A 20,701-nucleotide genomic window follows, 5' to 3' on the forward strand; every position below is an offset into this window, starting at 1 on the left:
TGCTGCTCTGCGTTTGATCGGCAGACACGCCAAGCCGAGGGAGATCTTGCTACAGTGCACCAAAAATGTTGCAGTGCAGCAAGACCTGTACTAACGTCCCTGCGGGTGGGCCAACAGCGGTAGAGTTCCATGCTGCATGTCTTGTGCCTCCGGCACCCTGTTTTCGGCCCGGCTTTTGTCAAGGGCACACCGGCTCTCCGCACGAGCGCATCCTGCCGATGAAGATTTGCTTCGTAGTCGACAAGTTCCCCTCATTGTCCGAAACCTTTGTTCTCGACCAGATAGCCGGATGCCTTGAGCGCGGCATGGAAGTCGGCGTCGTCTGCAACGAGACGTCCTTCGGCAGGGACAGCAACATCGATGATCCGCGCTGGCAGGCGCTGCCAGGAAAGGTCGTATGCTGGTGGGGTGGCCTGGCTCGCTATCGCCCGCTGCTCAGGAAGTGGTCCGGCAGGTTCTGGGACAAGCTCTCGACCGCCATCGACATTGCTCATGCGCGAAAACTGCAGGGCGCCGACGTCATCGTTGCCCATTTCGGCAACAACGGCATGCGCGTGGCCCGCGCCATCAAGCGCGGGAGGATTTCCGCTCCCCTGGTGACGATATTTCACGGCCGTGATGTCGGCGAACCGCTGCATGACAATACGCTCGCGCGCTACAAGATTGTGTTCGAAAAGGGCGTTCTTCAACTGCCGGTGAATGCGTTTTTCCGCGATGCCTTGATTGAGGTCGGTGCATCGCCGGAGCAGGTTGTGGTTCACCATATGGGGGTGCGGCCGAGTGACATCGACTATCGGTGGCGTTCATGGGAGCAGGCTACGCTCTCTTTCATCTCGGTCTGCCGCCTGACTGAAAAGAAGGGCATCGAATATGCGCTTCGCGCGCTTGCTGGCCTGCCGCGGCGAGACTGGATCTACTCGGTGATCGGCGGCGGAGAACTTCTCGAGGAGCTGAAGGGGATCGCCGCAGAGCTCGGCATTGCCGACAGGGTGAATTTTCTTGGGCCCCGGCCGCACAGCGAAGTCAAACAGCGTCTGCGCGATGCGCATGTGTTCCTGCTGCCCAGCGTCGGCGCCCGCGATGGCGATCTGGAAGGCATTCCGGTTTCGCTGATGGAAGCGATGGCCGCCGGCCTGACGGTGGTCAGCACATATCATTCCGGGATCCCTGAACTGATCGACGATCACAAGACGGGTTTTCTCGTGGCTGAGCGGGACGTTGCGGCGCTGACCGGAAAGCTTGCCTGGATCGCCGAGAATCCGAAGCCGTGTGAAGAGATCGCTCTCGCGGCGCGCAAGAAGATCGAGGCCGAGTTCAACTCCGATCTGCTGAACCAACATTTCGTGGAAATCGCCATGCGGCTTGGCGAAACGAGGTCGCTTGCATGAACGCCAATCCGCCCCCCCAGTTCGGTCGTGTCGCCCTGCGCGGCGGGCTGGTAACCATCGGCGCCCAGGGCTTCAAGATGGCGATCCAGTTTCTCTCCGTCATCGTGCTGGCCCGTCTGCTCGTCCCCGAGGATTTCGGTCTGGTGGCTTCCGTCGGGCCGATCGTGGCCTTCGTCGGGCTGCTTCAGAATCTGGGCCTGCAGCAGGCTGTGGTTCAGCGCAAGGACATCAGCAACCAGCAGCTCAACCAGGTGTTCTGGATCAGCGCGCTCGTCGGGCTGGGTAGTGCCGTGGTAGTGGCCGGCCTGGCGCCTGCCATCGCCGCGTTCTATGGCGATCAACGTATGTCCGGCATCACCCTTGGCTCCGCCCTGCCGCTGCTTCTCGGCAGTCTCGCCGCAGTGCCGCTGGCGTTGATGAACCGGCACCTGCAGTTCGGCCAGCTCGCACTGAACGACGTGATAAGCGCCGCCGCCGGACTTCTGGCCGCCGCAATCGCGGCCTATGCGGGGTTGGGCTACTGGTCGCTGGTCATCGGCCCGGCGGTTTCGGCAGCTATCGCCCTGGCTGCCGCCTGGCTGGTGGCGCGTTGGACGCCTTTGCGGCCGGACCTGAAGGTCGATGCCGATATATTGTCGTTCGGCGCCAACCTGACCGGCTTCAACCTCGCCAACTTCTTCTCGCGCAATCTCGACAACATTCTCATCGGAAAATATTCCGGTGCGATCGAACTCGGCTATTACGACCGCGCCTACAAGCTCCTGTTGTTCCCGCTGCAGAACATCAACCAGCCGCTGACACGGGTTATGGTGCCGCTGCTCAGCCGCATCCACGATGACAAGGCCCGCTTTCGCGATATCTATGTGCGCACCAACTGGATGCTGGCGGCCGTTACCATGCCGGGCATCGCGGCGCTGACGCTGACCTCCAATCAGATCGTCGGACTTCTCTTCGGCGCGGGCTGGGCACCGGTCGCACCGATCTTTGCCTGGCTGGGCATCGCCAGCCTGGTCCAGTCCGTTTCAAGCACGACGGGATGGATATTCATCTGTCAGGGCAAGACGAAGACCATGTTCCATTGGGGCATCTATTCGTCGCTGACGACCGTCGCTGCCTTCGTCGTTGGCCTGCACTGGGGCGCCGTCGGCGTTGCCGCGGCCTATGCCATCAGCGGTTACGTGCTGCGCGTTCCCGTGCTGGCGCTACTGGTCCATCGCGTCGGTCCGGTGACCGCCGCCGACTTCCTGCTCATGCAGGGGCTTTTCATCGCCTCGTCCCTGCTTGCCTGGTTCCTGTACCTGTGGTTGCCGGCGTCTCTAACGGGCCAGTCAGACCTGCTCGCGGTCTTTTTGGCGCTTGCCCTCAACTACGGCATCGGTCTCGTTTTCATGCTTGCCGTCCCGCAGTCGCGACGCGCTTTGTTCACCACCCTGTCCAACGCCGCGCGCAATATCCGCTGAGCGGCCGGCGATCAGCGGCGCCAGCAGGTTTGTGGCCGACATTGCCGAAGCATGTTCTTCGAGCACGGCCTGAAGGCTTGTCTTGCGATAGCGGTCGAGATCTCCCGCAAACCGGCCGAGCTTTTCGCGCGCCTCTTCGGGCGTCACGGTGTCGATGTCGAGCAGCACATCGTCGACACCGATTCGCTTGGCCACTTCCTTGGTTTTGAACTCGTAGGCGATCGGCAGCACCGGCGTGCCGACGCAAAGCGACATGATCATCATATGCATGCGCGTCGCGACGACGAAGTCGAAGCCCTTCACCAGCGCCATCAACTGGTCCGGCGTGTGGAACGAAGCGTCCACTGTCACGTGGCTGGCGATCTCAGGATCGAGCTTGGCAACGATGGCCTGCGCGGTCTTGGAATCGTCATGGGCATATTCCGGCACGCCCTGACACGTGGAGACGAAGGTCACCTCCTTGCCAAGGTCCCTGACAAGAATTGTGGCGATCTCGCGGATCGAATCCAGATAGCGGCGCATGCCGCCCTCACCGTCGCTGACGTAGTTCCAGTGGCGGACCGAAATAGCGACGCGGCCCGTCGACGCCGGCGGCTGGCTGGAAGCGAGACGCTTGCCGATCCTGTCGGTATCCGCCAAGGCGAATACGGCATCGGCCACCACGTGGCACTTGCCGAGATCCTTCACCAAATCCCGGATATGGGTCCGCGACCGTTCGTCGCGCAGCAGGACGAGCGGGCTGCGGTTAAAGATCGGGCCGAGCTCCTGGCGGTTGTAACTTTTGTCGAACGGACCGAGGGATTGCGTGAAGAAGACCGGATCCTTGCCAAATACGGCATCGAGCCTGAACTGATTGAGGCGTCGTTCGAGATTGTAGTTCTCGACGAGATAGGTTCCCCCTGTGGTGACCACCATGTCCGCGTCGGCGTAGATATCGAGACCGCGCCGGTCGCGATAGCTGAAAAAATTGCCTAGGGCGCTGCTGCCAAACCAGCGCAGGGCCTGGAGAACGAGCCGATTGTAGATCGGCTTGAACCGGTCCCTCAGCCCGCTGCCATTCTTGTATCGGAACAGGGATTCCGACAGCAGCTTATGAAATTCGAGGTCGGGATAATCCGTCTTCGGATAGAGTCGTTCCGCAACCTCGGGCTGGCTGTCGAAGACGGCAAACCGCACGTCGCCTTGCACGATCGTCTTGAGAATGTGGCGGATCGCCAGCAGAATCGCCGCATCCCCGGTATTCAGGCAGACTGTGTTTTCAACGACGATCTTCATGGGATACCTCATTTCGTCAGCAGATTCCGCGGCGGGGCCTGCGGTGCCTAGGACGGGCATGGTGACCGAAAACACCAACGCCAGGACGATCCCGATGCGGCTCGCGTCACAATTCATCGCTGCATCGGGCTGGGTGACCAGTCAGAGCGGCGCTCAAGCCCGACGGAGGGTAACGCATCAATTTTGCAGTGCAACAAAAAACGTGCACTTATGCTACGGCGCACCAAAAATGTTGCGATGCAGCAAAAGCTGGGTTAGCATTCCCGTGGGTGGGCCAACAGCGGTCGAGTTTTCATGCTGCATGTCTTGTACCTTGTGCACGATGTTTCCGACCCGGCCGTGCGCCGGCGGATCATAATGCTCAAGGCAGGCGGCGCGCGGGTCACGTTGGCCGGCTTCCGTCGGACCACAAATGCTGTTCCCGACGTCGAGGGGCTGCAGCCGGTCGACCTCGGCGCGACGCGTGACGGCCGATTCGGCCAGCGTCTGGCGGCGGTCGCCAAGGCGGCGCTGTCGATAGGCTCGAAGCTTTCGGCGATGCCGAAGCCCGACCTCATCATCGCGCGCAATCTGGAAATGCTGGCGCTGGCCAGGCGCGCCAAGGCCGCCTTTCGCGGCGGCGTGCCGATCGTCTACGAATGCCTCGACATCCATCGCCTGGTGCTGCGCAATGACATGCTGGGCAAAGCACTGCGCACAGCGGAGCGTTATCTCGCCCGCGACGTGAAGCTTCTGGTGACGAGCTCACCGGCCTTCATCGCCAATTATTTCAAGCCGTTCGGGCAGGTCGCCGCACCGGTGGAACTGGTCGAAAACAAATACTTCGAAACCGCGCCGATCGCCTTGGATGACAGGTCAAAGGCCGAAAACCCTGCAGCACCCCCGTGGCGCATCGGCTGGTTCGGCGCGCTGCGCTGCCGCCGCTCGCTGGAGCTGCTGGCCGACTTCACGCGCCGTCAGGGCGGGCGCTTCGAGGTCGTCCTCCGGGGCCGTCCGGCACTCTCGGAATTCCCGGATTTCCATGCTTTTGTCGAGGCCGAACCCTATCTCTCCTTTCGTGGCCCCTACCGCAACCCGGAAGACATGGCCGCGATCTACGGCGAAGTGCATTTTTCTTGGGCGATCGATTTCTTCGAGGAAGGGCAGAATTCGGAATGGCTGCTGCCCAACCGCCTCTATGAGGGCTGCCGCTTCGGCGCCGTACCGATCTCGATGGGCAATACCGAGACCGGGCGCTTTCTCAACCAGCAGGACGTTGGCGTCCTGCTTTCCGATGCCACGCCCGAAATCCTGGAAACCGCGCTCGGCCGCATGGACCAGGAGCACTTCGGCAAGGCCAAGGCGCGTGTGCTGGCCCGCAACCCACGAACCTGGAGTTACGACCGCAGCGACTGCCGCGCCTTTGTCGACAGGCTGCGCGGCCTTGCGGTTGCCCCTGGTTCGTTCGCCACCGAGGCACTGGCCTGAAGGATGACCAATGACAAAAGTGCAGTTCATGGAAAGGCGCCGATGACGCAAACCGAAGCGCTGCCGCCAAGCCTGATCGTCATTCCGTGCCTGAATGAGGCAGCCCATATCGGCGCGTTGCTCGAGCAGCTCAGGCCGGCAGCGCTAAGGCTCGGCGCCCGCATCGTCGTTGCCGATGGCGGCAGCACCGATGGTACTTTGGCCATTGCCGAAGCGGTTGCGGCCAAGGACCCTCAGGTCGTCCTCCTGAACAACCCAAAACGTATCCAGAGCGCGGCGATCAATCTCGCCGTCGCCAGCCTCGGTGACGGCGCCGAATACCTGATCCGCATCGATGCCCATGGCGGCTATCCCGCCGATTATTGCGACCGGCTGGTCGAGGAGGCGCTCGCCACTTCAGCCGATTCGGTCGTCGTCTCGATGCTGACCAGCGGCAGCGGCGCGGTGCAGAAAGCGGTCGCGGCGGCGCAGAATTCCAAGCTCGGCACCGGCGGCTCCAAGCACCGGCACCTTTCCGCCGGCGAATGGGTGGACCATGGCCATCACGCGCTGATCCGGATCTCGGCCTTCACCGCGGTCGGCGGCTATGACGAGACCTTCAGCCACAATGAGGATGCCGAACTCGACTACCGCCTGCGCCGGGCAGGCTACCGCATCTGGATGAGCGGCAAGACGCAGATGGTCTACTATCCGCGTTCGTCGCTGAAGGGCCTGTATTTCCAATATCTCGGCTATGGCCGCGGCCGCGCCAAGAATGTGCTCAAGCACCGCATGATCCCGAAAGTTCGGCAGATGATCCCGCTGCTGGTGGCGCCGGTCGTCCTTCTCGCGGTATTTTCCTTTATCCACTGGCTGGCGGCGGTGCCGCTGCTGGTCTGGGCTTCGGTCTGTCTGGGCTACGGCGCTGTGACCGCCATCAGCCAGCGCAATCCCAACAATGTGCTGGCGGGCATTTCGGCGATGGTCATGCATTTCGGCTGGTCGCTCGGGTTTTGGCTGCAACTGCTCGGCTCGCGATCGCAGCGCGGGGTGGCATGATGGTCGCCGACAGCCGCCGAATCGACATCTGCGTCTGCACGTTCCGGCGGCCGGAACTGGCCGACACGCTGCGGTCGCTCGCTGCCATGGATATGCCTGCCGGTTTCGGCATCGGCGTCATCGTCGCCGACAATGACGACGAGCCGACCGCCGAGCCGCTGGTGACCGCGCTGGCGAGCGAATTGAAGCTCGTGGCCCGCTACCGGCACGCCCCGGCGCGCAACATCTCGGTTGCCCGCAACGCCTGTCTTGATGCCAGCACGGCCGATTTTGTCGCCTTCATCGACGACGATGAAACCGCTTCCCGGCAATGGCTGGCCGAACTGATTGCTATCGCGGAGACAAGCGGCGCCGAGGCCGTGCTCGGTCCGGTGCGGGCGCTCTACCGCTCGGATGCGCCGGACTGGATGCGCAAGGGCGATTTCCATTCGACCTTGCCGGTCTGGGTGCAGGGCGAAATCCGCACCGGCTACACCTGCAACGTCCTTTTGAGGATGAGCGCCGACAGCTTGCGCGACCGTCGTTTCAGCCTGGCGCGCGGCCAGAGCGGCGGCGAGGACACCGAATTCTTCGACCGCATGGTCAAGGCAGGCGGTCGCATCGCCTTTGCGCCGGAGGCGTGGGTCGAGGAAGTCGTGCCGCGTTCGCGAGCCGCTTTCGACTGGCTGCGCCGCCGCCGCTTCCGCTTCGGCCAGACGCACGGCCACCTCATCGGCCATGACGCAGGCGTGATACAGCGTGCGAAGGCTGTCGGCCTTGCCTCGGCCAAGGCCGCCTATTGCTTCGGCATGGCGGCGTTGACTGCGATTAGCCCGGTCCGCCGCAACCGCAGCGTGCTGCGCGGCATCATGCATGTCGGCGTCGTCAGCGGCCTGGTCGGTATCAGCGAAATTCGCCAATACGGACTGTCTTCCCCGCAGCAAGGAGGCAAGCGTGCAGCCTGACGTCTCCTTTGTCATCGCAGCCCACAATGCCGCGGCCACGCTCGACCGGGCGATCGCAAGCGCCATGGCCCAGCGCGATGTCAGCGTCGAAATCATCGTCGCCGATGACCAGTCGCGCGACAACACGCTCGACGTCGCAAGAGCCTATCCAAAAGATGTCGTCAAAGTGGTTGCGCTGCCGGCAAATCGTGGCCCTGGCGGCGCCAGGAATGCCGGCCTCGACCTCGCCACAGGCCGCTGGGTCGCGGTGCTCGATTCCGACGATGCCGTCCTGCCCGGGCGGCTCGCCGCCATGATCGCGCGAGCCGAAAGTGCGGGCGCTGTAATCGCCGTCGACAACCTCCAGGTGGTGCGCGAGGACGGCATTGCCGAAGCGACGATGTTTCCCGCCAAATATCTGGAGGGCCTGCGTGAAATCACGCTCGCCGACTACATCGCTGGCAACATCGTTTTCGAATCCACGTTCAACCTTGGCTATCTCAAGCCGATCTTCCAGCGCCGTTTCCTGATCGAAAACGGGCTTCGCTATGATGAAAGTCTGAGCATAGGCGAGGATTACATCCTGCTCGCCAACGCGCTGGCCAAGAGCGGAAAATGCGTCGTCGAGCCGACGACCGGCTATATCTACCACATCCGCACGGGCTCGATCTCGCGCGTGCTCGAGCTTCACCATATCGAGGCGATGCGCAAGGCCGACGCGGTCTTCGCCGAGACCAATTCCATGGACGCTGCTGCTGCGGCCGCCTTCGCCAAACGCGCCCGCAGCCTGCGCAAGGCGGCATCGTTCCTGTCGCTGGTCCAGCACATCAAGGCGCGTTCGCCGTTGAAAGCGATACGCACCGCGCTAAGTGATCCGGCGGCTGTCAGGCACATGTCGATGCCGATCGCCGTCCGCCTCAAAAGGGTGGCGGCGCAGTTTGCCGTCGGCGCGGAGAGGTAAGGAGGGCGAGTACATGAAGACGTTTGTTCGTGGCCTGCAACAGGCTGAAATCGATCTGCTCAGAAGGAATTTGCGATGAAGAAAATCAGGAAGGCAGTCATCCCTGTGGCGGGGCTTGGAACACGGTTCCTGCCGGCAACCAAGTCGATTCCGAAGGAGATGCTGCCCGTGGTCGACCGGCCGGTCGTCCAATATGCGGTGGACGAGGCCTTCGAAGCCGGCATCGAGCACATCGTGTTCGTCACCGGCCGCAACAAGGCTGTCATCGAGGACTACTTCGACCTGCACCCCGAACTGATTGGAACGCTCGAACAAACCGGCAAGAAGACCCAGCTGGAGGCGCTCGAAAGCATGCTGCCCGTGGCCGGCGCCACCAGCTTCATCCGCCAGCAGTCGCCACATGGTCTCGGCCATGCGGTGTGGTGCGCACGCGAAGTCATCGGCGACGAGCCCTTCGCCCTGCTGCTCCCCGATATGGTGTCGTTCGGTCGCCGAGGTTGCCTGGCTGAAACAGTCGATCTCTATCAGCAGACCGGCGGCAATGTGATCGCCGTCGAGCGCTGTGATCCCAGCGAGACCAGCAAATACGGCATCGTCGGGCGCGGCGCCGAGACAGGCAGCGGCTTCGAGGTGACGGCCATGGTCGAAAAGCCGGCGCCGGCCAATGCGCCGTCGAACTATTACATCAACGGCCGCTACATCCTGCAGCCCGAGATCTTCTCGCTGCTGGGCAACCAGCAGCGCGGCGCCGGCAACGAAATCCAGCTTACCGATGCCATGGTGCGGCTGGCGAAAAGCCAGTCTTTCTTTGCCCAGCCTTTCAATGGCCGCATGTTCGACTGCGGCTCCAAGGAAGGCTTCATAGAGGCGACCATCGCCTTCGCGCTGGCGCGCGACGACATGAAGGGACCTGTGCTGGAAATGCTGCAGGCGTTCGTGCGGTCGCATGAGCGTCAGGAAGTGGCCGCATAATGCCCATCTTTCGAGGGCATATGCGTTTGGACGATGGCGCGGCTCATGCCTGCACGCCTGGCCGCTCAGGCCCGGCGCCGGATGGCATGAAGCTTGCGTTGCATATCTTGCCCCCGATCTCCGCAGCTTCGGACGAGGTGGGACCTGACCCGTCTCGCTCCGGCGCCTGTAACCTAGAATTGGATCGAAGATGAATTATGCCAGCTTTCCTCTCGACAAGAGGATGCCATTGCCCAACCCCGATCAGGAAAAGGGTGAAGACTTCATCGACGTCGAGCGCCTGCTTGGCATGGCGGCGCGTCAGGTCAAGGTGGTGGCAGTCTGCGCCATCATCGGCCTGTTCCTGGGGTTGCTCTATCTGCAGACCACGCCCAAGCAATACATGTCGGTCGCCAGCGTGCTGATCGACGAAGGCCTGAACAAGGTCATCGACGACATCTCGGCTGCATCCGTCACCATGCAGACCGACGCCGCCCTGCTCAGCCAGATCGAAATCATCACCTCGGCGCGGCTGGCCTCGGTGGTGGTCGACAAGCTGAAACTCGACCAGAACGCAGAGTTCATGAACCCGCCGCAATCGGCGCTGGTCAAGGGCATCGGCTTCGTGCGCGGCGTGATCGGCTATTTCCGCTCAAGTTCCGCCGAGCAGATTCCCGGCATGGAAAACGTCGATGAGGCGACACGCCAGGCCATGATGCAGACGGCGCGCCACGACTATGCCGTGCTGAAGCTGCAGAGCGAGGTGCTGGCGCAGCGCAACGGCCGCTCCTATGTGCTCGCCATCGGTTACCAGTCGACCAATCCGGCGCTCGCCACCGCCATCACCAAGGCCTATGCCGACGCCTATCTCGCCGACCAGCTCAACGCCAGTTTCGACGCCACCGAACGCGCTGCGGTCTGGCTGCAGGGCCGGCTGACCGAGCTTCGTCAGAACTCACAGGCGGCCGCTATGGCGGTCGAGAAATTCAGGGCCGAGCATGGTCTGGCCGCCAACAGCGACGGCCAGCTGATCAGCGACAAGCAGATTGCCGATCTCACCGCGCAACTGATCGTCGCGCAGGCCGATACGGCGCGCGCCAGCGCCCGCTATCAGCAATACAAGACCATCGTCGAAAGCGGCTCGGACAATGCCTTCAACGATTCCGCCATCTCAAGCGATCAGCCGGCAAGCTCCGTCATTGCAACGCTCAAGACCCGCTATCTCACAGTCGCCAAGCGGCTGCAGGACGTGACGGCCAATTTCGGCGCCGACCATCCGCAGGCGGTGGCGCTGGCCAAGGAAAAGGCCGATCTGTCGACCCAGATTTTCGGCGAGTTGAAGCAACTGACCGAAAGCTATCGCAATGAATATGAAGTCGCGCTTTCACGCGAGACCTCACTGAGGCAGAAGATCGCCGACGCGGCCGGCAAGAGCTCCATCGACAACCAGAGCCAGGTCAAACTGCGCGAACTCGACCAGCAGGCGCAGGCGCTGACCACGCTCTACCAGACCTTCCTTAGCCGCTACGAGGAGGCCTCGCAGCAGCAATCCTTCCCGGTCGGCAAGGTCCGCATCATCTCGGATGCCTCAACGCCGCTTTCCGCCTCAAGCCCGCGCACCTCCAGGGTGCTGGCGCTGTCGCTGGTGCTTGGCGTGCTGCTTGGCGCCGGCTTCGGTGGCCTAAATGAGTTCAACGAGCGCTTCTTCAGGACCGGCGAGGACATTCGCGATCGCGTCGGCCTCAAATTCCTCGGCTATTTGCCGATGATCGGCGGCAGGCTCGGCAAGGACGCCGACGGCGGTGCGGCGGATGCCAAAGGCGCCAACACATTGTCGGCGGCCGAGAAACGGGCGCGCATGCGGGTCAGCGTCGATGCGCCGGCATCGATGTTCTCCGAAACGCTGCGCAACGCCAAGATCGCCTTCGACGTCGTCATGGAAGGGCAAGGCAGCCGGGTCATAGGCGTGGTCTCGGTCCTGCCCGGCGAGGGCAAGTCTACGGTCGCCGCCAATCTCGCCGGATTGCTGGCCGCCAACGGCTCGAAGACGCTTTTGATCGACGCCGATCTGCGCAATCCTGGCCTCAGCCGCAACCTCGGCATGGAGGCCGAGCAGGGGCTGATGGAGGCCGTGGTCAACGGCCAGACCTGGCAGTCGGTCGGCAAAGTCGACCGCCAGACCAAGCTGGCGATCATCCCGGCCGTGCTGCGTGGGCAGTTCTCGCATACCAGCGAGCTGCTGTCGTCGGCCGGCATGCGGCGCTTCATCGACAACGCCAAGGAGACGTTCGAGTACATCATCGTCGACCTGCCGCCGCTCGGCCCCGTGGTCGACGCCAAGGCGTTTGCGCCGCTGGTCGACGGCTTCGTGCTGGTTGCCGAATGGGGCCGCACGCCGCGCGCCATGGTGCGCTCGCTGCTGGAGCAGGAACCCTACGTCGCAAGCAAGGTCGTCGGCGCCGTGCTCAACAAGGTCGATCTGAAGAAGCTGCCGAAATACGGCTCGCTCGGCGGCTCGGAAAAGTTCTTCGACCGCTATTCGACCTACTATCTGGAGAAATCGGACGTGCGGGCCAAGACCGCCGCCTGAACGGAGCGCGATCCTGAAAAGGAGCGTGATCCGGAAAAGCGGATCCGGTTTTCGGAAAGGATCACGCTCAAACGAAGAAGCACGGCAGGTCAGGAAAAGATCAGCTTGCCGAATTTACCCGCGATCCTGAGCGCTGTCAGCCGGCCGCTTTGAAAGGCGCCGGTGTCGATCCCGAGCCTTCGCCCGTCAAGCCTGGGGATATCGACCGGCGTGTGCCCATGCACCACAAAGCGGTCGAGCAGATGGGCGGTGTTGAAGAACTCGTCGCGGATGTTGAGCAGGTCCTGCTCATCCTGTGCGACCAGGTCGATACCCGGCCTGATGCCGGCATGGACGAAAACGAATTTATCCGAACAGAGCAGCACCGGCAGGCTGCGCAGAAAGTCGATATGGCTGGCCGGAATGACTTCCTTCACGCGCCGGTCGACCTCGTCGCTCGAGGCATAGAGGCTGGCAAGCCGCGCCGGATCGACCCCATAGGAAAACAGCGTCTCGCGGCCGCCGACCGCCAGCCAGCGGTCCCGCGACAGATATCCGTCGAGATAGTTCAGCATCGCCACTTCGTGGTTTCCCGCCAGGCAGACGCGCAGGAACCCTGTTGGCGGTAGCGCCAAGACATGATCGAGCACGCGCGCCGATTGCGGCCCGCGATCGATATAGTCGCCGAGCATGACGATAATCTTGCGGCCGCGAAATTGCAGCGCGTCGAGCTGGATCTTCTGCTCCAGCGACAGCAATTCCTTGTAGCAGCCATGCACGTCGCCGATCGCGTAGACGACGGTGTCGTCCATATCCATTTCCAGGCGCTCGCGCGGCGCCGGCCGGGGAGGTCTGGACCGCTGAAACAACGCCACTGGGGCTGTCAGACCCCGATGCCGCGGGCTTTGAGCGCCGCGGTGATCTCGTCAAGAATGGCGGGATCGTCGATGGTCGCCGGCATCGTCCATTCTTCCTTGTCGGCGATCTTCTGCATGGTGCCGCGCAGGATCTTGCCGGAGCGCGTCTTGGGCAGGCGCTTGATCGTCACCACCGTCTTGAAGGCGGCGACCGGGCCGATCCGTTCGCGCACCAGCCCCACCACTTCGCCTTCGATGGCAGCGGTATCGCGCGACACACCGGCATTGAGTACGACGAAGCCGAGCGGGACCTGGCCCTTCATAGCGTCAGCGACGCCGATGACGGCGCATTCGGCAACATCGGGATGCGCTGAAAGCACCTCCTCCATGGCTCCGGTCGACAGCCGGTGTCCGGCGACATTGATGATGTCGTCTGTGCGCGCCATGACATAGAGGTAGCCGTCCTCGTCGATCATGCCGGCATCGGCCGTCTTGTAGAAGCCGGGAAATTCCTCGAGATAGGCTTGCCGGAAACGCTCGTCGGCATTCCACAGCGTCGGCAGGCAGCCGGCCGGCAGCGGCAGTTTCACCACCACATTGCCAAGTGTGCCGCGCGGCACTTCATGGCCGGCATCGTCGAGCACGCGAATGTCGTAGCCCGGCATCGGCACGCCGGGCGAGCCGTATTTCACCGGCAGCAGGCCGAGGCCCGCCGGGTTGATGGTCATCGGCGAGCCGGTCTCGGTCTGCCACCAATGATCGACCACCGGCACGTTGAGTTTCTGCTCCGCCCATTTGATGGTTTCCGGGTCTGCGCGTTCGCCGGCCAGGAACAGAGTGCGGAATTTCGACAGATCGTATTTCGGCACGAATTCGCCCTTGGGGTCCTGCCCCTTGATGGCGCGGAAGGCCGTCGGCGCGGTGAACAGCGCGACCACGCCGTGTTCTGCGATCACCCGCCAATAGGTGCCGGCGTCGGGTGTGCCGATCGGCTTGCCCTCGAACAGCACGCTTGTCGCACCATGCAGCAGCGGTCCGTAAACGATGTAGGAATGGCCGACCACCCAGCCGACATCGGAGGCCGCCCAGAATACTTCGCCCGGTCTGACGCCGAACTCGTTTTCCATCGTCCATTTGAGCGCGACCATGTGGCCGCCATTGTCGCGCACGATGCCCTTAGGCTGGCCGGTCGTGCCGGAGGTGTAGATGATGTAGAGCGGGTCGGTGGCGAGCACCGGAACGCAATCGACGTTGGCGCCCGCGGCGCGCTCGCGGGCAACGGCGTCGGCAAAATCGATATCGTAATGCTCCCTCAGATCGCAGCGCAGCTGGTCGCGCTGCAGGATCAGGCAGGCGTCCGGCTTGTGGCGGGACATTTCGATCGCCTTGTCGAGCAGCGGCTTGTAGGCCACGACACGTCCAGGCTCCAGGCCGCAGGACGCGGAGATGACCAGCTTTGGCTTGGCGTCGTCGATGCGGGTGGCGAGCTCGTGCGAGGCAAAGCCGCCGAACACCACCGAATGCACCGCGCCGATGCGGGCACAGGCAAGCATCGCGACCGCCGCTTCGGCCACCATCGGCATGTAGATGATGACGCGGTCGCCTTTGCGAATGCCGCGGTTCTTGAGCACCGAAGTCAGCGCTACCACTTCGCGCTTCAATTCGGCATAGGTGAATTTCTTGACCGTGCCGGTGATCGCGCTGTCGTAGATAAGTGCGATCTGGTCGGCGCGGCCGCCTGCGACATGGCGATCGAGAGCGTTGAAGCAGGTGTTGCAGCTGGCGCCGTTGAACCAGCGCCCGTAAACGCCCGCCTTGGCATCGAAGACGCTGGTCCACGGCGAATACCAGTCGATCGCCTCGGCCGCATCGGCCCAGAATTGTTCCGGGTCGCGTTTCCAGCCGTCATAGACCTCGTGGTAGCGTGACGCCATTCATCCCTCCTCGGGAAAACTCTCTATCTTGCAATAGCCTATGCGGGTTTTCCCGGCCACGTCTTTCCCCAAATGCCATGTCTTTCCCGAAATTTGGGGCTTGGCCGATCTCGCCTTGGCCATAAATTGCAGGCACCATGGCCGGGTTTGAAATCGGGGCAGGGCGCGCAATGACGGTACGATACGGGGTTGGATCTGCCGTTGGAGCAGCGCTGCTGTTGACGATCGTTTTCGCCGCCCAGGCCGGCGATGCCGCCGCGCGGCGCATCATCGGCTTTTCCCCCGACGGCAAATATTTCGCCTTCGAGCAATATGGCGAGCTCGACGCTGCCGTTTCCGGCTGGTCGCAGATCGACATCATCGACACAAGCACAGACGAGTTCGTCGGCGGCAAGCCGATCCTTGTCCTCGATGAATCGGAAGAGGCGACCACGACGGTGGAGCAGGCACGGGCGCAGGCCGCAAAGCAGGCCGCGCCAATCCTGGCCAAATACGGCATCGCCGAGCGCGGCACGCGCACGGCCTCCGACAGGTTCACCTTCCCGGACGACACGGTCGAGTACAACGACATTTCCCGCCTCGAGCAGGCCGCGCAGAAATGGCTGTCGCCGTTCTATGGCGAAACACAGATTTCGACCATCCAGCTCGATGAGATTTTGGCCGACAGCAAGACGGACTGCTCGGCAAGCTTCGATGACGCCAAGCCAAGCGACCAGGCTCTTCCGAGCGACAAGACACTTCAGGGCGAAAAGAAACTTCAAGGCGCCAAGACGGGCAAGGCGCGCGGCTTCCGCCTGTCGCTGCAGGGGCAGGACGGCAAGCCGTTCAAGGTGCTGCACGAGGACAAGGCCGTGCCGGGATCGCGCAACTGCCCGACTTCCTACAGCCTGTCGGAATCCTACGAATACACCCCGCCCGGCAGGCCGGCGGTAGTGGCGGTGCTGGTGCAGCGCTTCAGCCAGGGCTTCGAAGGACGCGACCGCCGCTTCATCGCCGTAACCGGCCATGCACGCTAAGCCGCGGCCCGTCTTGTGGCAGGCAGAAAAAGCTCATGCGCCCGGAGAAAGCAGGGCGTTCGTGTCGGATATCAGTCTTAAAGCGGCAAGGCCGCCAGCATCAGCCCGACGCCACCCGCAATCAATATGGCGGCTGCCAACGCTTTTCGATGACGTTCGAACGCGGTCGGCGCCCGCTCCCAGTTGTAACGCATACCCAATGCTCTCCCAAAACCCCGCGATTCCATAGCTTACTTTAGGTAAGAAAAGCAACACCTTGACCCTGCGAGATAGCTGGCTTGACCGTTTGCGGCGGTGATTCCCAGCCGCAATCACCGACTATTTCTGGGGTGCTTCCCCGTTCTCAGGCTCTGAATGATGTGGAAGTTACCACAATCTGAAATTGGATGTCTCCATTAGGCTTCGGTTGCCTGTGTCGTGAGGATGGTGGCGTTGCCGGATTGCCACAGAACGGTCAGGCCGGCTTGTTCTCCCTCTCGTCCGCGCAATGGACAGACCCGCATCGCCGCGCTATCTGCTCTCCAGGAAAATGGTGGAGGGGCTCCATGGCCCAAATCGGTTCTGAAATGGTTCTGCGGCTGGCGGACGACGCCTCGGTCCAGCATGTCGGCGATGGCGCCGTCGTGCTCTTGGCGCGCAGCGGCCAGCTTTACACCTGCAACGGCACCACCGAAGCCTTTCTCGACAAGGTGGACGGCGCCCGCAGCCTTGACCAGATCGTCGTCCTGTTGTCTGACGAGTTCGAGGTCGACAAGGGCACGCTCGACCAGGACATGGCGGCGCTGGCCGCCGAACTGGTGAGCGAAGGCATTCTCGCCGACCCGGCTCCCTGATGGTGGACGGCGTTCTCCTGCGCGCTTTGTTTCGTGTCCATTTATGGGCAAGCGCGCGGCTGATGCCGACCCTGATCGGCCGCCGCAGCTTCGAATCGGTGCTGAAATGGGCGCCGCTCAGCGCACCCACCCCTTATCGCGGCCTGTCGTCAGCCTACATCGTCGCTGCCGTCAACCGGACCGTCCGGCACCCCTGGCTGATGCGCGACCGCAGATGCCTGCGCGAGGGCCTGCTCGCCCACCGCTTCCTGCGCTTTGCCGGCTTCGATCCGGATCTGCGCTTCGGCGTCGATCCGAAGTCGATGCAGGCGCCGCGTATGTCTGCCCATTGCTGGGTCTGTCTCGATGGCCGCCCGGTGGTCTCGGACAGCCTCCCCGGCATGGTGCAGATCTATCGCCATCACGCCGATGCCGGAAAGGCGCACGCTGCTTGACCGGTCCGGCGACCACCTTCTGCTATGATCTCCAGGGCCAGGTCATCAGCATATCGGCCTCGCGGGCCGATCTCTGGCCGAGCTTCGACCTCTTGCTCGGCACGTTGCGCGTGAGCGGGCCGGTCGAGCCCGATTTCCGCGTCGACATCGTCGAGACGCGGGAGTTACCGGAATCGCCTGCCGGAAAACTCGCTTTCGACGGCGAGGTGCCGGAGGACGGCCATTGCCGGCTGATCGACGGTGGCGGCACCGTTCATCTGGTCTTTCCCGGCCTGCAGACCGTCTCGATCAATGCCGATGGAGGCTGGGCCGAGATACGAGTCCATCCCGATGCCAAGGTCAAATGGACGGTGCTGATGATGGTGCTGGATGCAGCACTTGATGCCGGCGACCAGCACATGCTGCACACCGCCGGCCTGACATTGCCCGGCCGCGAGGCGCTCGTGCTGATCCATGCGCCGAGCTGCACCGGCAAGTCAACGACGTCGCTGGCGCTGGCGTCGCAAGGTTTCGGCCTGTGCTCGGATGACGCCATGATCCTCAAGGTTTTGGCCGGTGGCGGCATCACGGCCTGGGGCTTGCCGCGCAAGGTGAAGGTCCACCGCCACACCGCGGCAATGCTGCCCTTCGTGGCGCCTTGCCTTGGCGACAAATGGGACGCCAATGGCGAGCAGGCCGTCTCGCTGGAACGTCTCGCCGAGATCATCCGCATCGAGGAAACTGTCGGCAGACCGGTTGCGGCACTGTTTCATCTCGCCCGCTCGGCGGACGCGCAAACCCGGCTCGTGCCCATGACCAGGACAGACGCCATGGTGGCGCTTGCCACCGACAATGTCAGGACCGGCATGACCGGCCTTTTGCCGGCGCAGAAGCGCCGCATGGCAACCATCGCAACGCTGGTCAAAGCCGTCCCGACATTTACCCTGGAAGTCGGCGCGAACCCGGCCGAGGCGGCCCCGCTGATCCGCTCGGCGCTGGCGGCGCGGGACTAAAGCACACTTCAGGCAGAATGCGGCTTTGGCCTGGCGAGGCGCTGGATCCAGCGGAAGGCGTCGCGGCGCAGGCGCGAATGCATCTTGTCCCTGGAATTGACGCCGAGCAGCGTATCGCCGGTGATCAGCCATTTGGCCAAAAATATCGAGAGGTCGGGCTTGATGCGGTCGGCCAGTTCGATCGCGCGCGGTGCATCAAACAGCCGCCCCGTCACATTGAGAACCGTCGCCAGTTCGAGCTCGATGCCGCTGATGCGCGCCGCCTCGAAAAGCCGGTCTTCATCCGCGGGCGACCGCAGCGCGCGCACGCCCTGCAGCACATCGACGCAAAGCTGCAGCCGGTGGAACTTGTGCCCGCCGGCGGCGTGGACAATGGCGATGGTCAGCAGCGCGGCCGGCGTGTCGGCCTCGCTGCCGTCGATGATCTGCAATTCGCGAAAGCCCAGCGACAGCCGCCGCCGCATGCCGGAATCATGCACCAGGTTGCCGTGCAGTTCGATCAGCAGGCTGGTATTCTCCTTCTCCAGCCACTTGAACTCCTGCAGATCCTGCGACTGCGTCTCCTCGCTCCAGAGTTCAAAGCCGCATCCGGCAATCACCGTGTTGGCTTCAATGATGCTGGCCGGCTCGACCAGAATGTCGATGTCGGTGAAAGGCCGGTCGGCGGCGTGGCGGTAGAGTTTGCGGGTGAAGACAGGCCCCTTGACGATGCGCGCCGGCACGCTGGCGGCGGCAAGCGCCTTCATGATGCGGTCGCCATGATATTGCAGCAGCATCGATTGGCCGGTCGCCAGCGTCGAGCGATCACGCAGTTCCGACAGCTTTTGCCGCAAGGCTGCGTCCGCAGGCAGTTGGGCGTCGCCGATCTCGCTGAGCTTGCGCAGCATGATCGGCAGCACGCCGTGGAACTCGGCATTGGCGAGCAGTGCCAGCAAGCTTTCGGCAGCAACGTCACGGCCAATGGCAACCGTCGCCTCCGGGTCGGCGAAGGTCAGCAGCAGTTTTTCATCGGCAGGCGCAAGAGATGGCAGCATCAAACCCGGATTGCGTTCGCCCACATCAGCAATTCCCGTCCGGAATTGCGTCAAACAACCAACTCAGAGGAGCGTATGTTGCAGAAAAGCATGCATGAAGCCAGCGTGTGATGGCAGAACCAGCCTCTCCGCTACAGTCCCCAGCGCAGCGCGACGGTGTGCACCGGCGCGTCCCACATTGACGTTGCCTCGTCATCCAGCATGGTCAGCGTGATCGAGCAGCCGGCCATGTCGAGCGATGTCACGTAGGACCCGACCAGCGAGCGGGTCACCGTCACGCCCTGTTTTTCGAAGATGTTTCGGGCGCTGTTGTACATCAGATAGAGCTCCATCAGCGGCGTGCCGCCAAAGCCGTTGATGAACAACAGTGCCGGGCCTTTCGCCCTGTCGCCGAGATCGCCCAGGATCGCGGCGCAAATCTCTTCGGCGATCGCATCGGCGCTTTTCAACGTGTCGCGACGCCGGCCGGGCTCGCCATGAATGCCGACGCCGAATTCCATCTCGCCATCACCAATCTCGAAGGTCGGCCTGCCCGCCGCCGGCACCGTGCAACTGGTCAGCGCCACGCCCATCGAACGCGTCGCGCTGTTGATGCGACCGCCGAGCGCCTTGAGATCCGCCAGCGCCATGCCTTGCTCGGCGGCGGCGCCGACGATCTTCTCCACCACCAGCGTGCCGGCGACGCCGCGCCGGCCGGTGGTAAAGGACGAATTCTCGACGGCGACGTCATCATTGATCACCACCTGCAGGACGCCGTCGGCCATTTCGCCGGCCATGTCGAAATTCATCACGTCGCCTTCATAGTTCTTGACGATGAACAGGCAGCCGGCGCCGGTATCGACGGCGGCGGCCGCCGCCAGTATCTGGTCCGGCGTTGGCGAGGTGAAGACCTGGCCGGGGCAGGCGGCGTCCAGCATGCCGTGACCGACAAAGCCGGCATGCAACGGCTCGTGGCCGGAACCGCCGCCCGAGATCAGCGCCACCTTCCCCGGCTTCAGTGCCCTGCGGCGGATGAATTTGTGCTCGTCGCCCAGCACCAGAATGTCGCCGTGGGCGGACACGAAGCCGTCGAGGCTTTCGGTCAGCACCGTGTCGACGGAATTGATGAATTTCTTCATGTGTCCTCCCGACACGTCGATCAGCCGCCACTCCTGCCGGTGATGCTGGTGATCTTCTGGATGAATTCGTTGATCGCCTTGTCGAGCGCTGCATTCTGCTTGTCGTCGCCGAAATCGGGCACGATCAGCGAGACATGCCGGGTCTTGCGCATGCCTGCCGCAACCGACATCTTGCCGGGATGCGCCAGATGATAGGCAGCCAGAAACTGATCGCGCTCGGCCGGACTGAAATGGCAGACCGAAAAAATAGCCGGCAGATGTTTTGACGGGATCGGGGTCGAATAGGCCGCGCTGGAAATCTGGGTGACGAAGCTGCGGTGCTTGCCAAGCGCGTCGGCAAGGCGTTGTCGCATACCCGACGGTCGCTGGTCGATGACCTGCGACAGGATCGTCTTGTAGGCGCGGATCGCCTCTTCGGAGCCGGCTTCTGGTGTCTTGTCGGCCATCTCAG

The 20,701-nt window shown here is 63.0% G+C and carries 17 protein-coding genes and 1 pseudogene; 12 read left to right on the forward strand and 6 right to left on the reverse strand.

The features are described 5' to 3' along the window. The first annotated feature begins 218 nt into the window (after nucleotides 1–218). The gene (locus AC3CCE_RS15395) at nucleotides 219–1,388 is read left to right on the forward strand and encodes a glycosyltransferase (RefSeq protein WP_352624127.1); all 1,170 of its coding nucleotides are present in this window, start codon (nucleotides 219–221) and stop codon (nucleotides 1,386–1,388) included. Then, entirely contained in the window at nucleotides 1,385–2,848 is a 1,464-nt protein-coding gene (locus AC3CCE_RS15400; RefSeq protein ID WP_023684224.1) for a lipopolysaccharide biosynthesis protein, read from the forward strand. The genes AC3CCE_RS15395 and AC3CCE_RS15400 overlap by 4 nt, the downstream gene beginning before the upstream one ends. Nucleotides 2,849–3,073: 225 nt before the next feature. On the opposite strand, the pseudogene AC3CCE_RS15405 reads toward AC3CCE_RS15400, so the two are convergent. Continuing rightward, nucleotides 3,074–4,240 (reverse strand): annotated as a pseudogene (locus AC3CCE_RS15405) (polysaccharide pyruvyl transferase family protein); the annotation flags it as partial. A 177-nt stretch (nucleotides 4,241–4,417) separates the two neighbouring features. On the opposite strand from AC3CCE_RS15405, the gene AC3CCE_RS15410 reads away from it, so the two are divergent. The 6 genes from AC3CCE_RS15410 to AC3CCE_RS15435 all read left to right on the forward strand — a co-directional run bounded on the left by AC3CCE_RS15410 (nucleotide 4,418) and on the right by AC3CCE_RS15435 (nucleotide 12,053). After that, nucleotides 4,418–5,590 (forward strand): glycosyltransferase, encoded by a 1,173-nt coding sequence (locus AC3CCE_RS15410; protein ID WP_352624042.1) that lies wholly within the window; start codon nucleotides 4,418–4,420, stop codon nucleotides 5,588–5,590. Between the two features lie 42 nt (nucleotides 5,591–5,632). Next, entirely contained in the window at nucleotides 5,633–6,628 is a 996-nt protein-coding gene (locus AC3CCE_RS15415; protein ID WP_023694195.1) for a glycosyltransferase family 2 protein, read from the forward strand. Continuing rightward, entirely contained in the window at nucleotides 6,628–7,572 is a 945-nt protein-coding gene (locus AC3CCE_RS15420) for a glycosyltransferase family 2 protein (RefSeq protein WP_196813759.1), read from the forward strand. Before AC3CCE_RS15415 ends, AC3CCE_RS15420 begins: the two co-directional genes overlap by 1 nt. Continuing rightward, complete coding sequence (locus AC3CCE_RS15425; RefSeq protein WP_023668796.1) at nucleotides 7,562–8,512, forward strand: glycosyltransferase family 2 protein; 951 nt, start codon at nucleotides 7,562–7,564, stop codon at nucleotides 8,510–8,512. Before AC3CCE_RS15420 ends, AC3CCE_RS15425 begins: the two co-directional genes overlap by 11 nt. A gap of 75 nt (nucleotides 8,513–8,587) precedes the next feature. After that, nucleotides 8,588–9,484, forward strand: coding sequence for a UTP--glucose-1-phosphate uridylyltransferase GalU (galU, locus tag AC3CCE_RS15430; RefSeq protein WP_023668795.1), 897 nt, complete (start codon nucleotides 8,588–8,590; stop codon nucleotides 9,482–9,484). 190 nt (nucleotides 9,485–9,674) lie between these two features. Continuing rightward, nucleotides 9,675–12,053, forward strand: coding sequence for a polysaccharide biosynthesis tyrosine autokinase (locus AC3CCE_RS15435; protein ID WP_023668794.1), 2,379 nt, complete (start codon nucleotides 9,675–9,677; stop codon nucleotides 12,051–12,053). Between the two features lie 89 nt (nucleotides 12,054–12,142). On the opposite strand, the gene AC3CCE_RS15440 is transcribed toward AC3CCE_RS15435, so the two are convergent. Both AC3CCE_RS15440 and AC3CCE_RS15445 read right to left on the reverse strand, forming a co-directional pair. After that, nucleotides 12,143–12,844: a metallophosphoesterase family protein gene (locus AC3CCE_RS15440; protein ID WP_245266110.1), complete on the reverse strand. Its 702-nt coding sequence runs from the start codon at nucleotides 12,842–12,844 to the stop codon at nucleotides 12,143–12,145. Between the two features lie 71 nt (nucleotides 12,845–12,915). Continuing rightward, nucleotides 12,916–14,823, reverse strand: a complete 1,908-nt coding sequence (locus AC3CCE_RS15445) for a propionyl-CoA synthetase (RefSeq protein ID WP_352624039.1) — start codon at nucleotides 14,821–14,823, stop codon at nucleotides 12,916–12,918. Between the two features lie 218 nt (nucleotides 14,824–15,041). On the opposite strand from AC3CCE_RS15445, the gene AC3CCE_RS15450 reads away from it, so the two are divergent. From AC3CCE_RS15450 to AC3CCE_RS15465, 4 genes are all read left to right on the forward strand, one after another. Further along, a complete protein-coding gene (locus AC3CCE_RS15450; RefSeq protein WP_352624037.1) occupies nucleotides 15,042–15,839 on the forward strand; it encodes a DUF2259 domain-containing protein in 798 nt (265 codons plus the stop codon). A gap of 545 nt (nucleotides 15,840–16,384) precedes the next feature. Then, nucleotides 16,385–16,672, forward strand: coding sequence for a PqqD family protein (locus AC3CCE_RS15455; RefSeq protein ID WP_023684213.1), 288 nt, complete (start codon nucleotides 16,385–16,387; stop codon nucleotides 16,670–16,672). Continuing rightward, a complete protein-coding gene (locus AC3CCE_RS15460) occupies nucleotides 16,672–17,106 on the forward strand; it encodes a lasso peptide biosynthesis B2 protein (protein WP_023668789.1) in 435 nt (144 codons plus the stop codon). The genes AC3CCE_RS15455 and AC3CCE_RS15460 overlap by 1 nt, the downstream gene beginning before the upstream one ends. Then, on the forward strand, nucleotides 17,103–18,098 hold the full coding sequence (locus AC3CCE_RS15465; RefSeq protein WP_352624034.1) for a serine kinase: 996 nt from the start codon (nucleotides 17,103–17,105) through the stop codon (nucleotides 18,096–18,098). Before AC3CCE_RS15460 ends, AC3CCE_RS15465 begins: the two co-directional genes overlap by 4 nt. Before the next feature lie 8 nt (nucleotides 18,099–18,106). Here the strand turns inward: AC3CCE_RS15465 and AC3CCE_RS15470 are convergent, their stop codons facing one another. From AC3CCE_RS15470 to AC3CCE_RS15480, 3 genes are all read right to left on the reverse strand, one after another. After that, the gene (locus AC3CCE_RS15470) at nucleotides 18,107–19,132 is read right to left on the reverse strand and encodes a nucleotidyltransferase family protein (RefSeq protein WP_352624125.1); all 1,026 of its coding nucleotides are present in this window, start codon (nucleotides 19,130–19,132) and stop codon (nucleotides 18,107–18,109) included. Nucleotides 19,133–19,263: 131 nt separating this feature from the next. Then, nucleotides 19,264–20,250 (reverse strand): dihydroxyacetone kinase subunit DhaK, encoded by a 987-nt coding sequence (gene dhaK, locus AC3CCE_RS15475; RefSeq protein WP_352511057.1) that lies wholly within the window; start codon nucleotides 20,248–20,250, stop codon nucleotides 19,264–19,266. A 20-nt stretch (nucleotides 20,251–20,270) separates the two neighbouring features. Further along, a complete protein-coding gene (locus AC3CCE_RS15480; RefSeq protein WP_023668784.1) occupies nucleotides 20,271–20,696 on the reverse strand; it encodes a hypothetical protein in 426 nt (141 codons plus the stop codon). Nucleotides 20,697–20,701 lie beyond the last annotated feature (5 nt).

This window comes from Mesorhizobium sp. P160187 (genome assembly GCF_057766425.1).